We start from the raw sequence: 15,111 nt of genomic DNA on the forward strand, positions 1-15,111 counted from the left end.
GTTCACGCCCCCGGGGGCGAAGTGCGTCTGATATTCGGGCAGTTCACCGGGAGGTTCTTCCCCGTCGGGCGTCGGGCACCCAACTCCCCCCGCCCACCCGGTAGTCCTATATTTTTTGCGCGCGCACCCTTGCGCCCGACTCGCCGACAGCGTACCAATGTGGCCAGCAATAGGAAGGAAAGCTTCCTAACAGTCAACTGCTGCCGCCCCCACTGCTGCAGGACCGGCGCCGGCATGCCCCACAACCGCAAGGAAAGTGGAGGAACCACATGCGCACACCCCGCCCGGGGTCCGTCTCCCCACCGTTCCGACGGCATCCCCGCCGACGACGTACCGGACTCCGGATCGCCCTCGCCATGGCGCTCGCCGCCGTGCCCGCCATCGTCGCCATGAGCGTCGGCCGGGCCGCCGAGACGGCCGACCTCGACGATCCGGCAAAGAAGGAGATCGCCCTCCAGATCGTCTCCAGTGCCGAGAACTCGACTCTCGACTGGCGCGGCGAGTACGACTACATCGAGGACATCGACGACGGCCGCGGCTACACCGGCGGCATCGTCGGCTTCTGCTCCGGCACCCACGACATGCTCGAACTCGTCGAGTACTACACCGAGCAGGAGCCGGACAACCCGCTCGCCGCGTACCTGCCGGCGCTGCGCGAGGTCGACGGCAGCGACTCCCACGAGGGTCTCGACCCCGGCTTCACCGACGCATGGCAGGAGGCGGCGCGGACCCAGGGGTTCCAGGCGGCGCAGGAGCACGAGCGCGACCGGGTCTACTTCGATCCGTCGGTCGACCAGGCCAAGGACGACGGACTGCGCACACTCGGGCAGTTCATCTACTACGACGCCATCGTGATGCACGGCCGAAGCGGCTTCGATGCGATCCGTGACGCCGCCCTCGCCGAGGCCGGGACCCCCGCGGACGGCGGCGACGAGAGCGACTACCTGGACGCGTTCCTCGACGCGCGCGTGGCCGAGATGAAGTCCGAAGAGGCACACGAGGACACCAGCCGGGTGGACACCGCACAGCGGGTGTTCCTGGAGAACGGCAACTTCGACCTCCGGACGCCACTGACCTGGAAGGTGTACGGCGATGAGTTCCACATCGCCGACGAGCCCGCCCCGGGCAGCTTCGGCGGGACAGTCGAAAAGCGCGCCGATCAGCTCATCTCCCGTTCCGCACCCGCCACTTCGTCGTCCGACGAGAGCGCTTCCCTGGCGCCCGCCAAGGCCGTCGACGGCGACCGGAACACCCGATGGGGCAGCGCGGAGGGCAAGGACCCGCAGTGGATCCGGCTGGACCTCGGCAAGGACGCGACGGTGTCACGGGTCACGGTCGAATGGGAGGAAGCCTACGCGGACGCGTACCGGGTCGAGATGTCGGCGGACGGCAGCAAATGGACCGTGCTGGCCGCGGAGACCGCCGGGAACGGTGGCACGGACGAGTGGACCGGACTGACCGGCAAGGGCCGCTACCTGCGCGTGTACGGCACCTCCCGGGGCACCGAATGGGGTTACTCGATCAAGGAGTTGGAGGTGTTCGGCGCCCGCGGCGACGGCCCGGGGCCGACCGATCCGCCGGACCCCGCCGGCGCGTTCACCGTGGTGGGTGCCGGTGACATCGCCGATCAGTGCACCGCCGGTCAGTCCGGGTGCCAGCACTTCAAGACCGCCGCCCGCGCCAAGGCCATCAATCCGGCCTTCTACATCACCATGGGCGACAACCAGTACGACGACGCCCACATCGAGGACTTCCGCAACTACTACGACAAGTCCTGGGGCACGTTCAAGGACAAGACGTATCCGGTGCCCGGCAACCACGAGGCGTACGACGACTGGGACAACCAGGACGAGCGGGCCTACCGCGAGTACTTCGGCTCCCGGGCGACCCCCAAGGGCAAGATGTGGTACAGCTACGACTACGGCAACTGGCACTTCGTCGCCCTCAACTCCAACCGGTTCGACCAGCAGGAACAGATCGACTGGCTCAAGGCCGACCTCGCCGCGAACAAGAAGAGCTGTGTGGCCGCCTACTTCCACCACCCGCTCTTCAGCTCGGGCAGCCACGGCAACGACCCGGTGAGCCAGCCGGTGTGGAAACTGCTCCAACAGGGCGGCGCCGAACTGGTGCTGAGCGGTCACGACCACCACTACGAGCGGTTCGCCCCGCAGACCGCCGACGGTGTGGCCGACCCCAACGGCATCGTCGAGATCCTGGGCGGCGCCGGTGGCAAGGACCTCTACGGCGCCGGTGACACGGTCCAGGACAACAGCCTCAAGCGGATCTGGGACACGTTCGGCGTCGTCAGGCTCGACTTCACCGACAACTCCTTCACATCCAAGTTCGTCGGCACCGACGGCACGGTGCGCGACACCAGCCCCACGTACACCTGCCGTTGACACTTCGGGCGCGGCCGCTGCCCCTCCGGGCGGCCGCGCCCGTCCGCTGCCCACGCACCGGGACCCCACATGTATCTCTCGGCAAACAAGGCACGCCAGGACACCACCGCGCCCCCGGCGCCCTCCACCCCTTCCGCCATCGGCACGACGAACGGGACCGGCACGACCGACAGCGCCACGGCCACCGGCACCGGACGCGGCCGCGTCGCCGGAACCGTCATCGCGCTCGGCACGGTCAGCCTGGTCACCGACATCTCCTCCGAGATGGTCACCGCCGTCCTGCCCCTCTACCTCGTCCTCGGCCTCGGCCTGAGCCCGCTCCAATTCGGCTTCCTGGACGGCCTCTACAACGGCGTCACCGCGTTCGTCCGGCTCGCGGGCGGGCACATCGCCGACCGCTGGCGGCGCCACAAACTCGTCGCCGGCTCCGGATACGCCCTCTCCGCGGTGTGCAAGCTGGCCCTCCTGCCGGCGGGCGGCTCCATCCCCGCCCTGTCCACCGCGCTCGCCGCGGACCGGATCGGCAAGGGCATACGCACCGCGCCCCGTGACGCCCTGATCTCGCTCAGCAGCGACGAACGGCATCTGGGCCGCGCCTTCGGTGTCCACCGCGCCATGGACACCACCGGGGCCATGATCGGGCCGCTCCTCGCCTTCGCCCTGCTGTGGGCGACCGCGGACGCCTACGACGCCGTCTTCGTCGTCAGCTTCTGCTTCGGCGTGCTCGGCGTACTGCTCCTGATCGCGTTCGTCCCCGGTCGCGACGAACTGGGTACGCTCCCGGGCGCGCCCGCCGCACCCGCGGCGAAGCGGCCCACCGCGACCCTCCGCTCGACCCTGCGGCTGCTGTCGCTCCCGCCGTTCCGCCGCATCCTGCTCGCCGCCGCGCTCCTCAGCCTGGTCAGCGTCACCGACGGCTTCCTCTACCTCGTCCTGCAGAACCGCATGCGACTGGACGCGGCCTGGTTCCCCCTGCTCCCGCTGGGCAGCGCCACCGTCTACCTGCTGCTCGCCGTGCCGCTCGGCCGCGCCGCCGACCGCGTCGGAAGACGCGTTCCGTTCCTGGCGGGACACCTCGCGCTGCTCGGGGCGTACGCGGCCCTGCTGTTCCCGATCGGCGGCTGGCCCCTGGCCGGCGCGGTGCTGCTGCTCCACGGCACGTACTACGCGGCCACCGACGGCATCCTGATGGCCCTGGCCGGTCCGCTGGTACCGCCGGACCGGCGGGCGGGCGGGCTCGCCCTGCTCCAGACGGGCCAGGCGACGGGCCGGCTGTTCGCCTCCGTCCTGTTCGGCGCCGCGTGGACGGCGTGGGGCGTGAGCACCGCCCTGGCCGCGGCCGCGGTGGCGCTCGCCGCCGTCTTCGCCGCCGCCTGCTTCCTGATCCCCGCCCATGCCTTCCGGGAGACCCCATGAGCCCTGTGACCCCGCGCGTCCGTGCGGTGGCCGTGACCGCTGCCGGCGCGATGCTGGCGGCGGTCGCCGTCGTGTACACCGTGCACGCCGCCGACCGCGCCGACACCTCCTCCGCCGTCACGTCCTCGCACGTCACACCCGGCGACACCGCCGGGCTGTATCTGCGGACGGCGAAGGGCACCGTCGCCGTCCAGCCGACGACGAGGACGGGTGGGACCGCACGCGAGGAGACAGCCCTGTCGTGCCGCCGCTTCCACACGAGCGGCGGCACGGCGGTCTGCCTGACCACCCGGCCGGGCCTGCGGCCGATGACCAGAGCGGTCATCCTCGACGACACCCTGCGCACCCGCCGCACGGTCGACTTCGGCGGGACACCGAACCGCGCCCGTGTCTCGCCGTCGGGCCGGGTGGTGTCGTGGACGGTGTTCGTCTCCGGCGACTCGTACGCGACGTCCGCGTTCTCCACCCGCACCGGCATCCTCGACACCCGCACCGGCTATCTGATCAAGAGCATGGAGACCATCCAGCTCTACCTCGACGGCAAACGCCACCACGCCCCCGACGTGAACTACTGGGGCGTCACCTTCACCGACGACGACAACCGCTTCTACGCGACCGTGTCGACCGGTGGCAGGACCCACCTCGTCGAAGGGGACCTCAGAACGTGGAAGGCGCACACCCTGCGCACCAACGTCGAGTGCCCCTCCCTCTCCCCCGACGGAAAGCGCATCGCGTTCAAGAAGCGCGTCCGCGAGGGGGCCGGGAACCCGTGGCGGCTCCATGTCCTCGACCTGGCGACCATGCGCGAGACACCGCTCGCCGAGACGCACAGCGTCGACGACCAGGCGGCCTGGCTGGGCGACGGCACCGTGGCCTACGCCCTCCCGCGCGGGACGAACTCCTCGGACATCTGGTCCGTACCGGCCGACGGCACCGGCACGCCCCGCCTGATCGCCCGCGACGCCTCCTCCCCCTCGTGGGTCCCGCCCGCCCGGTCGGACACGTCACCCCGATGACATGACGGATGCGTGATCCCTGCGCCACGTCGCTTCCCGATCACGCGGGTCTCTTCGATACTCGGTGTCATGCACTCCGAACCCAGCTCAGGGGCCGGCCGGCACTCTTCCCAGGAGGAACCGTTGAGAATGCTCATCAACGTCCCGGAGACCGTGGTCGACGACGCGCTCCGGGGCATCGCCGCCGCACACCCCGAACTGACCGTCGATGTCGCCAACCGGGTGGTCGTGCGCCGCGACGCGCCCGTGGCCGGGAAGGTCGGGCTCGTCTCCGGCGGCGGGTCCGGGCACGAGCCTCTGCACGCCGGGTTCGTCGGGCCGGGAATGCTGTCCGCCGCGTGTCCCGGGGAGGTGTTCACCTCCCCGGTGCCCGATCAGATGGTGCGGGCGGCGGCCGCCGTCGACAGCGGGGCGGGAGTCCTGTTCATCGTCAAGAACTACACCGGTGACGTACTGAACTTCGAGATGGCGGCCGAACTCGCCGAGGACGAAGGGGTGCGGGTCGCCCAGGTGCTGATCGACGACGACGTGGCGGTGAGCGACAGTACGTTCACGGCCGGGCGGCGGGGTACCGGCGCGACGCTGTTCGTCGAGAAGATCGCCGGAGCCGCCGCCGACGAGGGGGCGCCGCTGGACCGGGTGGCCGACATCGCACGGCAGGTGAACGCGTCGTCGCGGAGTTTCGGAGTGGCACTGAGTTCGGTCACCACCCCCGCCAAGGGCAGTCCCACCTTCGATCTGCCACCGGGTGAACTGGAGCTGGGCATCGGCATTCACGGCGAACCCGGCCGGGAACGGCGTCCCATGATGACGTCCGGGGAGATCGCCGACTTCGCGGTGAACGCGGTACTGGAGGATCTGCGGCCCACCGGACCGGTGCTGGCGCTGGTGAACGGGATGGGGGCGACAGGACTGCTGGAACTGTACGGGTTCAACGCCGAGGTGCAGCGGGTGCTCTCCGAGCGGGGTGTGCCCGTGGCTCGTACGCTCGTGGGGAACTACGTGACCTCGCTCGACATGGCGGGCTGCTCGGTGACGCTCTGCCAGGTCGACGAGGAGCTGCTGCGGCTCTGGGACGCGCCCGTGCAGACGGCCGCGCTCCGTTGGGGCCGCTGAAACGCCGGTACGCCCACAGCGGCCGGTCCGCCGTACGGTCCGGCACCCGCCCGTGCCGGACAGCCCCGCCCCGTGCGGGACAGCCCCACCTGTGCCGGAGGGGCCAGAGGAACAGGAGATCATGTGCTCGACGCCGACTTCTTCCGCCGGTGGATGGCCGCCACCGCGGCTGCCGTGGACCGTGAGGCGGACCATCTGACCGAGCTGGACTCGGCGATCGGCGACGCCGATCACGGCAACAACCTCCGGCGCGGCTTCACCGCGGTCACGGCGGTCCTGGAGAAGGAATCCCCTCGGACGCCGGGAGCCGTGCTGACCCTCGCCGGACGACAGTTGATCTCCACCGTGGGCGGGGCGTCCGGGCCGTTGTACGGAACGTTGCTCCGGCGTACGGGCAAGACCCTGGGCGAGTCGGCCGAGGTGACGTCCGGGCAGCTGGCCGAGGCGTTCACGGCCGGTGTCGCGGCGGTGGGGCAGTTGGGCGGGGCGCAGGCCGGGGACAAGACGATGCTCGACGCGCTGCTGCCCGCCGCCGACGCCCTGGGCACATCGTTCTCCGCCGCGCGGGACGCGGCGCGGGCCGGTGCGGTGGCGACGGTGCCGTTGCGGGCGCGCAAGGGACGGGCCAGCTATCTGGGGGAGCGCAGCATCGGTCACCAGGATCCGGGGGCCACCTCCTCCGCGCTCCTCGTCGCCGCGCTGGCCGAGGCCGAAAAGCCGGCCGAGGACGGGCGGGCGGCCGACGGATCGACGGCCGACGGGAGTGGCGCATGAGCGGGCCCGCACAGGTCGGAATCGTCCTGGTCTCGCACAGCGGGCCGGTGGCCGAGTCCGTCGCCGAGCTGGCCCGGGGGCTCGCGGCCGGAGGGGCGACCGCGCCCGTCGCCGCGGCCGGGGGCCTGCCGGACGGTGGACTCGGAACGAGCGCGGAGCTGATCGCGCGGGCCGCCGAGTCGGTCGACCGCGGGGCCGGTATCGCGGTACTGGTCGACCTCGGGAGTGCGGTGCTCACGGTGAAGGCCATGCTCGCCGAGGGCGACGAGCTGCCGGAAGGGGCGCGACTGGTCGACGCGCCGTTCGTGGAGGGCGCCGTGGCGGCCGTGGTGACCGCCTCGGCCGGTGGCGATCTCGCGGCGGTGGAGGCCGCGGCCTCGGAGGCGTACGGCTACCGGAAGGCGTAGGGGCCCGTGAACCGCCCGGAACCGCTCCGGGCGGTTCGGCACACGGCGCCACCCCGCCCCGGTGCCGCGTCCATCGCACACCGCCCGGTCCCGCGTCCACGACTCGTGGACGCGGGACCGGGCGGCCGTGTGTCAGGCGGCCGGGGCCGCCGCCTTCGCCACGATCTCGATCCGGGCCCGTTGTGTCGTGCCGTTGACCGTCACCGCGAGCGTGACGGTGCCGGGGCGCAGGGCCGTGAGCGTGCCGGTGACCGGGTCGAGGACGGCGGTGTGGCGGTGCCGGGCGTCCTCCAAGTCCCCGACGTACACGTTCGGTGACCCTGTCCAGTCCGCGCTGAGCGGGAACGCCACCGGGACGGTGCGCGCGCCCTGGACGACGCTCGCGCCCACCTTCGTACGCTCCCCCGCGACGATCACCGTCGGTGCGTCGAGGGTGAGGGAGTCGACGTGCGCCCGGGTCTGGACGGAGATCCAGTCGGGGCCGCCCCGCCACGGCCGCTGCCGGGCCGCCGCCTGCTCGCCGGCCGGTACCCGGTCGGCGCCGATGAGCGACCACCCGGTGAAACCGCCCTCGCCGGCCGGGCCGGCGGGTGCCTTTCCGGAGTTCCCGTTGATCAGATACGGGACTCCGTCGACGTGCGAGGCGTGGAAGACCCCGACGTGGCTGCCGATGAAGGCGGCGCCCTTGCCCGTCGTACGGCGGAAGTCGGCGAGCCACTGCTCGATGAGGGCCGCTTCCTTGCGGTCGCCGAGCCGGCTGCCCTGCTGCGGGGTCGGGTCGCGCGGCGGTACGTGTTCGATCACCGTGACCGAGCCGATGCGGCGGTCCCGGGCTGCCGCGTCGAGCTGCTCCCGGAACTGCTTGATCTGGGCGAAGCCTCCGCCGCGCAGGCTGAGGCTGGAGGTGTCGAGGGTGATGACCCGGGTGCCCTTGTGGTCGAACGTCCGCTGGGCCGGGCCGAACTGGGTGACGAAGTTGTCGATCCTGCCCCCCATCACCTCGTGGTTGCCCGGTACGTAGTACCAGGGCAGGGCGTCGCCGAGTTCCTGGTCGAGTATCTGCCGGGCGAAGGCGAGGTCGGCGGGCGAGCCCTCGTCCACCAGGTCTCCGTTGACGACGAGGAAGTCGGGCCGCGCGGCCCTGATCTCGCGCAGGGTGCGGCGGGCCCGGGCGACGATGGCGCTGTCGGGGTCACGGGCGACGAACTGGGCGTCCGACATCACGGCGAACCGCCAGTCCCGGCGCTCCGTCACCGCTGCCGGGTCGATCAACGCGTCGGCCGGCTCCGTCCGTGCGGGCAGGTCGACGGTGGGCGGGACCTGGGCGGTCAGGTCGTCGACGACGATCTCGCCCGTGTACTGCCGGGCGGCCGCCGTCTCCGCCAGGTAGAACCGGTGCACGCTCAGCGGCATGGCGGCCCCCGGCGGTACGGCGAAGGTGACCTGCCGCCACCCGGTCCAGGTGACGTAGGGACCGCGCAGCAACTGGTCGGAGCCCGCGGCGTCCTTGAGGTGCAGGGTCGGCCAGGCCCCGTTGGCGTCGCCCTTGATCCAGAGCCGGTACGACTGGGGCTGTCCGGCCACGGTCACCGGCCGGGGCGGGCTCGCGTAGGCCGCGCGGGTCGCGGTGGACCGGGTGAAGTCGTAGGTGAGCTTCAGTCCGGTGCCGGTGTGGCCCTCGGGTGTGGCGGCGAGGGAGCCCTCGGCCCGGGCCTGGCTGAACTTCCAGGACGCGGCGTCGTCGAAGGCGGCGACCGGCTGTTCGGCGAGGCCGACGCTGACCGCGAGGACGGTGGTGGTGCCCGCGACGGTGGCGGTGACCCGGCCGGCTCCGCTGCCGGTGCGGGAGGCGACGTCGAAGGAGCCCTGCCCGTTGTCTCGGATGTCGAACAGGTCCCGGTCGTAGTCGAGTTCGATGTCGCGCGGCTCGACGGGAGCGCTGGTGCCGTGGGCGTCGAGGCCGACGACGCCGAAGGTTCCGGTGGCCTTGGCGTCCGCGAGGCCGACGCGTCGGGTGGTCGGCTCGATGCGGGCGAGTTCGTCCAGGACGGTCAGCCGGGTGCTGCCGCGGGCGGCGCCCCGCCGGGCGGTCACGTCGGTGCTGCCGCTGCGGCGTGCGGTGAAGAGGCCATGGCGGTCGACCGTGCCGGTGGCCGGGTTCGCGGTCCGCCAGTGCGGGGTTCCGGCGGCGGGGCCGTACGTCTCGTCGTGACCGGCGGCGGTGAGGGAACGGGTCAGGCCGGGGAAGACCCGCTCCGGGTGGCCGCCCTTGACGGGGTCGGTGCCCGGCGCGGCCCCTGCGGGGGTCCGGGTCTCCACCCAGAAGCCCTTGAGTCTGCCGCTGCCGTCGGGGGCGGTGAGGGCGAGACCGTTGGGGACGGTGCGCTCGCTGCCGTCGGACGGACTGTTCTCCACCTGGAGGGCGTCGCTGCCGGGCTCGCGCGCGACAAGCGTCGAGGAGCCGCCGCCGTCCAGGTTGAGTGCGCTGTACGAACCGGCACGGCGCATCATCAGGCCGAGTTCGGTGAGGGTGACGCCGCCGCTGTCGGCCTGCCGGCCGTCGACGGTGACGACCTGCATGGTGCGGCCGTCCCGGGAGAATCCGACCGCGGTGCGGGGCGCCGCGGTGTTGTTGCCCTCGCCGTCGTGGTTCTGGGCGGTGCCGTCGACGACCAGAAGCTCACGGCCGCCGACCGCGGTGCGGGGAACGGGCCCGCTCCCGGCGCGCGCCCGGAACGCGAGAGAGACCGGGTCGCCGGGCCGCAGCGCCCTCAGCAGGGCCGCTCCCGCTTCGCGGCCGACCAGGACGGTGGTGCCGTCCGGGACGGGGCCCGACCCCGGGGTGCCCGATACGGAGATGACCCTGCCCTCCCGTACGACGGCTTCCGCGACGGGCGCCGCGGCGTCCACGGTCAGCTTGCGGTCCGCGCTGCCCCAGGCGGAGGTGTACGCGCCCACACCCTGCGCCGGGACGTTCGCGGCGTTGTGGGCGGCGAGCGGGTGCTGTCCGGACGGCAGGGTCAGGGTGCCCTCGAAGTACAGCTCCAGGACCCGGCCCGCGTTCTGGGGACCGATGCCGACGGCTCGGTGGACGCCGGGCGCCGGGGAGTGGACGGGGACGCCGTCCTTGACGCCGGGGCCCAGGGGGGCACCGGTCTCGTTGATGTCGAAGAAGTCCGCGTTGATCGCGGCGACGGTACGGCGTCCGCTGCCCGGGTCGTGCCGGGCGGCGAGCTCGGAGACCGGGTGCCGCTCGGCGACCTTGCCCGAGGAGAGGTAGTCGGCGCGCACATCCTCGCCGTCGAGGTCCACGGAGAGCGCGTCGACCCGCAGCCACTTGTCCGATTCGAGCCGGTCGTACGAGCTGAGGCGCACCCCGGGCGCGATCGGCCGGGATGTGCGGGCGGTCTCGATGCCGTCGCCGAACACCACGGAGCGCGTCCCGCCGGCCGCGCTCGCGGCGGGCGGGGCAACGGGTCTGAGGACTTCGGCGGCGTTACGGGGGCGGGGGTCGGGGGTCGAATCGGCGGCCGCGGGGGCGAGGGCCCCGGCCGTCACCGCGGTCACCGTCGCGAGCAGCACGAGCGGCCGCATGGCGGTGCCCAGTATGCCAAGGCCCACAAATCCTCCTGGAATCAAGCGGGTTGCACGGGGGAAAGCGCTGTCGGCGGACAGCATGGCCGGGCGGACTGGGACACACCAGGGGGCAACGGGGACATCGGAGGAAACACCGCGCGGCGGGTTGATGACCGACATGATCACCCAGGTGCGCCGCGTCGGCGTGGCGGCCCGCCGTTCCGGACCGCAGACTTGACGACATGTCGACGCTCAGGCGCAGCGCGGGTCTCCTCCTCTTCCGGGTGACGGGCACGGGGAGCGAGCGGGATGTCGAGGTGTTGATCGGGCACATGGGCGGCCCGTTCTGGGCGCGTCGCGAGGAGGCCGCCTGGTCGATCCCCAAGGGCGAGTACGGCCCGGAGGAGGAACCAGCCGCCGCCGCCCGCCGGGAGTTCCGGGAAGAGGTGGGGCTACCGGTTCCGGACGGTGCCTGGGTGCCGCTCGGCGCGGCGCGTCAGCCGAGCGGCAAGACGGTGACCGTGTGGGCGGTGGAGGCGGAACTGGATCCGGCGGCGGCCGTTCCGGGGACGTTCACGATGGAGTGGCCGAGGGGGTCCGGTGTGCAGCGGGAGTTCCCGGAGATGGACCGGTTCGCCTGGTGCACACCGGAGCGGGCCGCCGAGCTCCTGGTCACGGGCCAGCGGGTCTTCCTCGACCGGTTGCGCGGTCAGGTCCGCGAGGGGCACGCCTCCTCGGACGGGTAGCCCTCGCCCCGGCCGTGGGCCTTCTCCGGGCTCCGGACCGGGCGGCCGGCCCGCAGTTCCAGCACGTCCCCGGTGAAGCGGTCGCGGAAGCCGCGGTCGTGCGAGACCACGACGACGGCTCCCCGGTACCGCGCGAGGGCTTCCTCCAGCTCCTCCACCAGGCTCAGCGCGATGTGGTTCGTCGGCTCGTCCAGGACCAGCAGATCGGCGGGCCGGGTCACCAGCCGGGCCAGCGCCAGCCTGCGCTGCTGGCCGATGGAGAGGGCCGCGACGGGAACGGTCAGGTCCTCGGGGCGGAACAGCCCGAGGCCGAGGAGGTCCTGCGCGTACTCGTCCGGGAAGCCGGGGCGGCCGGCGGCGAAGGTCTCCAGCAGGGTGCGCCGGGTCGGTCGCTGCGGGAGTTCCTGCGGAAGGTAGCCGATCCGTGCCCGCCGCCGGACCGTGCCCGTGTCCGGGGCGAGGTCCCCGGCGAGCACCCGCAGCAGGGTGGTCTTCCCGGCGCCGTTGGGGCCGTTGACCAGGAGCCGTTGTCCGGGCTCGACGCGCAGGGCCGGGAGCTGGAGCCGGTCGCCGACGGAGACGGATTCCAGGGCGAGCAGCGGCTCCGGGTGGTGCCGGTCGTCCTGCGTGGCGACGGCCGGGCGGGCGGTGAAGGACAGGGGCGGGGGCGGGGCGGGCACGGGTGAGCGGCGCAGTGCTTCGAGGCGGGTCCGGGCGGCCCTGACCTGGCCGGAGAGTTTGGCCTCGTGCGAGCGGCGGTGTTTGCCGTAGCCCTCCTTCGGGTCCTTTCCGGTGGCCGCGAGCCGCTGCCCGGCCGCGTCCACCAGTTCCTCGGTGCGGGCCAGTTCCGCCAGGTATTCCTGGTGCTCCTGGGCCCACCGGCGGCGGGCCGCGGCCTTGGCCGTGCGGTAGCCGTCCCAGCCGTCCCCGTACCTGGTGACGCCGCGCAGGTCGCGGTCGACCTCCAGGATCACCGAGGTGACGCGCTCCAGGAAGGCCCGGTCGTGCGTGATGGCCACGACGGTGCCGCGGTGGGCCCGCAGGTGGTCCTCCAGCCAGCCGACGGCCCGGGCGTCCAGGTGGTTGGTCGGTTCGTCGAGCAGCAGCAGTTCGGGGGCCGCGGCCAGCACGCAGGCCAGGGCGAGCCGGGACTGTTCGCCGCCGGAGAGGGTGGCGAGCGGCCGTTCGCGGGTGAGGTGCGCCAGGCCGAGGCCGTGCAGTGCCGCGTCGGTGCGGGCGTCGGCCCGGTAGCCGTCGCGTTCCTCGTAGGCGGTGAGGAGGTCTCCGTAGGCGGTGAGTTCCGTGTCCGTGGGTTCACCCGCGGCGGACAGCGCGGTCTCCGCCGCACGGATGCGGCGTTCCAGTTCGCGCAGTTCGGCGAGCGCCGCGTCGACGGCGTCCTGAACGGTGTCGTCGGGGGCGAGGGTGAGGGTCTGGGCGAGGTATCCGGTGCCGCCGGGGAACCGGACGGTGAGGTCCCCGCCGTCGGGCGTCTCCACCCCCGCCATCAGCCGGAGAAGGGTGGATTTGCCGGAGCCGTTCTCACCGATGATGCCGGCCTTCTCACCGGGGCGGACGGTGAGTGTCACCTGGTCGAGTACCGACCGGTCTCCGTAGCTCTTGGAGACGTCTTTCAAGGTCAGTTGAGCGCGGTCGCGCTGGGGGTGCATGGGTGCTTCTTCCCTGAGGACAAGCCCGTGAAGGCGCGCGGAAGCGCACGGCGGGGCATGGATGCCGGACGGCGGAAGGGACTGCGGCACGCGCGGGGTGCCCCGGGGGGGCATCCGGCGACGCTCAGCGTCGGGCGGCGGCGTCCTGGCCGGGAATCAGCGGAAGAAGTAGTACGAACGCATGGACGGAAGTCTAAGGGCTGTCCCGTCATCCCTGGTGGATCGGCACACGGCGTCGGATGCGGTGCATCGCAAGGCGGAGGGACGTCCGCATACGGGATGTATTCGGGCGTTCCGACAACGCCGCGAGGTGCCGTAACTGTCGTCGTGCGCCCGCCAGGCATGACGGGACAGCCCTCAGCGAGGGCCGGGAGGACTCGCTCGGCAATAGAAGGGTCAGCCTGCTTTCGGGAGGCGGATGACCGCCCGGCCGCCGGTCAGGTCGACGGTGGACCTGTTCGGCGGGGCGCCGTCCTCCTCGTCGTCCCTGAGCAGCAGTGCGCTCTGACGCTCCTTGAGTTCGCTCTGCTTGCCGGGCGAGAAGGTCGCGTGCAGCTGCTCGAAGCCGGTCGCCGACACCTGGCCCTGCCGGGCGCTGTTGCGCCAGGGCAGTATCCCGGCCCGCCCGGCGCGCAGCAGCAGCTGGTCGACGAAGGCGAGCAGGGTCAGCCCGATCACCAGTCCAGGCAAAGTCATCAGTACGAGAAACCCCATGGGGCCAGTCTCACCCATGTCCATGGCCGGGCGCACCGGTTTCGCGACGTGGGTTCGGACCGGAGGATGCGGGCCGTCGCTGTGCTGCGGCGGCCCGCACGGTCCGGTGGGGCCATCCGTCGTCGGGTCGGGCGACGGGGGCCCACCGTGAGTGACGGAGAACCTCCGTCGTCGGGCGACGGGACCGGCTCCCGGCTGGTGGGGAGGAGGTCGGATCTCAGCCGTTGGGAAGGATGACGGCCCGGCCGTTGATCTTGCCGGAGTGCAGTCGCTCGTACGCGAGCGGCGCCTCGTCGATGGAGTACGTCTCCACATGGACGTCGACCGAACCGGCGTGGGCGAGGTCGAGCACCTCGACCAGTTCCTTGCGCGAACCCCAGTAGGGCGCGGTGACGGTCGTGCCGTAGGGCAGCGTGCCGAAGCCGACGGGCAGGGCGCCGCCGCCGATGCCGACGATCGTGACATCGCCGTCGACCCGGGCGACCGCTCCGGCCGTCTTCACGGTGGGCGGGGCGCCGACGAAGTCGAGGACGACGTGGGCGCCGAGACCGCCGGTCAGTTCGAGCACCTTGGCGGCCGCGTGCTCGTCGGACAGGACGGCTTCGTGGGCGCCGACCGTGCGGGCGAGGGCGAGCTTGTCCTCGGTGACGTCGAGCGCGATCACGCGCACGGCGGTCATGGCGCGCAGCAGCTGGATCGCGACGTGGCCGAGACCGCCGGTGCCGATGACCACGGCGGTGGCGCCGGGCACCAGCTTGGACAGGGAGCGCTTGATCGCGTGGTACGGGGTCAGCCCCGCGTCCGTGAGCGGCACCGTCTTCACGGGGTCGAGGTCGCCGATCGGCACCAGGTGGCGCGGGTCGTCGACGATCATGTACTCGGCCATGGCGCCGGGGGCGCCGAGTCCGGGCGGCGCGATGCCGAGCTCCTTGGCGCGCAGGCAGTAGTTCTCCTTGCCCTCGGCACAGTTCACGCAGGTACCGCAGCCCCAGGGGCCGTAGACGGCGACGGAGTCGCCGGTCGCGAAGCCGGTGACGCCGTCACCGAGCGCGGCGATCGTGCCGACGCCCTCGTGCCCGAGGGTGAGGGGCAGCGGGAAGGGGATCTGGTCCGCGGGCCAGCTCATCACGGCGATGTCGGAGTGGCAGACACCTGCGGCGGTGACCTTCAGCAGGACCTGCCCCGGGCCGGGCTCGGGGTCCGGGACGGTCACGACCTCGGGAGCGGATCCGACGGCGCGGTACTGAACGGCTTTCATGGGGTCTCCTCAGTCTTTC

The 15,111-nt window shown here is 72.3% G+C and carries 11 protein-coding genes and 1 pseudogene; 8 read left to right on the forward strand and 4 right to left on the reverse strand.

Annotated features, from left to right (window positions below):
- Positions 1 to 269: 269 nt before the first annotated feature.
- From OG251_RS03665 to OG251_RS03695, 7 genes and pseudogenes are all read left to right on the forward strand, one after another.
- Positions 270 to 1,109, forward strand: a pseudogene (locus tag OG251_RS03665) (chitosanase); the annotation flags it as partial.
- On the forward strand, positions 1,083 to 2,399 hold the full coding sequence (locus tag OG251_RS03670) for a discoidin domain-containing protein (protein WP_326681134.1): 1,317 nt from the start codon (positions 1,083 to 1,085) through the stop codon (positions 2,397 to 2,399). The pseudogene OG251_RS03665 and the gene OG251_RS03670, both read left to right, overlap by 27 nt.
- Before the next feature lie 69 nt (positions 2,400 to 2,468).
- Positions 2,469 to 3,815: an MFS transporter gene (locus OG251_RS03675; RefSeq protein WP_326675615.1), complete on the forward strand. Its 1,347-nt coding sequence runs from the start codon at positions 2,469 to 2,471 to the stop codon at positions 3,813 to 3,815.
- Positions 3,812 to 4,831, forward strand: coding sequence for a TolB family protein (locus OG251_RS03680; RefSeq protein ID WP_326675616.1), 1,020 nt, complete (start codon positions 3,812 to 3,814; stop codon positions 4,829 to 4,831). Before OG251_RS03675 ends, OG251_RS03680 begins: the two co-directional genes overlap by 4 nt.
- Positions 4,832 to 4,960: 129 nt before the next feature.
- Positions 4,961 to 5,947 carry a dihydroxyacetone kinase subunit DhaK gene (gene dhaK / locus OG251_RS03685; protein WP_326675618.1) on the forward strand — a complete coding sequence of 329 codons (987 nt, stop codon included), beginning with the start codon at positions 4,961 to 4,963 and terminating at the stop codon, positions 5,945 to 5,947.
- Between the two features lie 123 nt (positions 5,948 to 6,070).
- A complete protein-coding gene (gene dhaL / locus OG251_RS03690) occupies positions 6,071 to 6,721 on the forward strand; it encodes a dihydroxyacetone kinase subunit DhaL (RefSeq protein WP_326675621.1) in 651 nt (216 codons plus the stop codon).
- Positions 6,718 to 7,128: a PTS-dependent dihydroxyacetone kinase phosphotransferase subunit DhaM gene (locus OG251_RS03695; RefSeq protein WP_326675623.1), complete on the forward strand. Its 411-nt coding sequence runs from the start codon at positions 6,718 to 6,720 to the stop codon at positions 7,126 to 7,128. The genes dhaL and OG251_RS03695 overlap by 4 nt, the downstream gene beginning before the upstream one ends.
- A gap of 132 nt (positions 7,129 to 7,260) precedes the next feature.
- Here OG251_RS03695 and OG251_RS03700 read toward each other — a convergent pair whose 3' ends face one another.
- Complete coding sequence (locus tag OG251_RS03700; RefSeq protein WP_326681135.1) at positions 7,261 to 10,722, reverse strand: phosphodiester glycosidase family protein; 3,462 nt, start codon at positions 10,720 to 10,722, stop codon at positions 7,261 to 7,263.
- 224 nt (positions 10,723 to 10,946) lie between these two features.
- Between OG251_RS03700 and OG251_RS03705 the strand changes: the two genes are divergently transcribed.
- The gene (locus tag OG251_RS03705; RefSeq protein WP_326675625.1) at positions 10,947 to 11,450 is read left to right on the forward strand and encodes an NUDIX domain-containing protein; all 504 of its coding nucleotides are present in this window, start codon (positions 10,947 to 10,949) and stop codon (positions 11,448 to 11,450) included.
- Here OG251_RS03705 and abc-f read toward each other — a convergent pair.
- From abc-f to OG251_RS03720, 3 genes are all read right to left on the reverse strand, one after another.
- Positions 11,414 to 13,120 (reverse strand): ribosomal protection-like ABC-F family protein, encoded by a 1,707-nt coding sequence (gene abc-f, locus OG251_RS03710; RefSeq protein ID WP_326675627.1) that lies wholly within the window; start codon positions 13,118 to 13,120, stop codon positions 11,414 to 11,416. The two genes, OG251_RS03705 and abc-f, sit on opposite strands and share 37 nt — an antisense overlap.
- A gap of 396 nt (positions 13,121 to 13,516) precedes the next feature.
- On the reverse strand, positions 13,517 to 13,834 hold the full coding sequence (locus OG251_RS03715; RefSeq protein WP_073728759.1) for a DUF6191 domain-containing protein: 318 nt from the start codon (positions 13,832 to 13,834) through the stop codon (positions 13,517 to 13,519).
- 217 nt (positions 13,835 to 14,051) lie between these two features.
- Positions 14,052 to 15,092: an NAD(P)-dependent alcohol dehydrogenase gene (locus OG251_RS03720; RefSeq protein WP_326675628.1), complete on the reverse strand. Its 1,041-nt coding sequence runs from the start codon at positions 15,090 to 15,092 to the stop codon at positions 14,052 to 14,054.
- Positions 15,093 to 15,111: the final 19 nt, after the last annotated feature.

It is taken from the genome of Streptomyces sp. NBC_01237, assembly GCF_035917275.1.
In the GTDB taxonomy this organism is placed as follows: Bacteria; Actinomycetota; Actinomycetes; order Streptomycetales; family Streptomycetaceae; genus Streptomyces.

Bases quoted from the DNA above. Each gene is read 5' to 3' on its own strand.
- OG251_RS03675 (WP_326675615.1), top strand. From the start codon at position 2,469: ATGTATCTCTCGGCAAACAAGGCACGCCAGGACACCACCGCGCCCCCG.
- OG251_RS03680 (WP_326675616.1), top strand. From the start codon at position 3,812: ATGAGCCCTGTGACCCCGCGCGTCCGTGCGGTGGCCGTGACCGCTGCC.
- dhaK (WP_326675618.1), top strand. From the start codon at position 4,961: ATGCTCATCAACGTCCCGGAGACCGTGGTCGACGACGCGCTCCGGGGC.
- OG251_RS03695 (WP_326675623.1), top strand. From the start codon at position 6,718: ATGAGCGGGCCCGCACAGGTCGGAATCGTCCTGGTCTCGCACAGCGGG.
- OG251_RS03700 (WP_326681135.1), bottom strand. From the start codon at position 10,722: ATGCGGCCGCTCGTGCTGCTCGCGACGGTGACCGCGGTGACGGCCGGG.
- OG251_RS03705 (WP_326675625.1), top strand. From the start codon at position 10,947: ATGTCGACGCTCAGGCGCAGCGCGGGTCTCCTCCTCTTCCGGGTGACG.
- abc-f (WP_326675627.1), bottom strand. From the start codon at position 13,120: ATGCACCCCCAGCGCGACCGCGCTCAACTGACCTTGAAAGACGTCTCC.
- OG251_RS03715 (WP_073728759.1), bottom strand. From the start codon at position 13,834: ATGGGGTTTCTCGTACTGATGACTTTGCCTGGACTGGTGATCGGGCTG.
- OG251_RS03720 (WP_326675628.1), bottom strand. From the start codon at position 15,092: ATGAAAGCCGTTCAGTACCGCGCCGTCGGATCCGCTCCCGAGGTCGTG.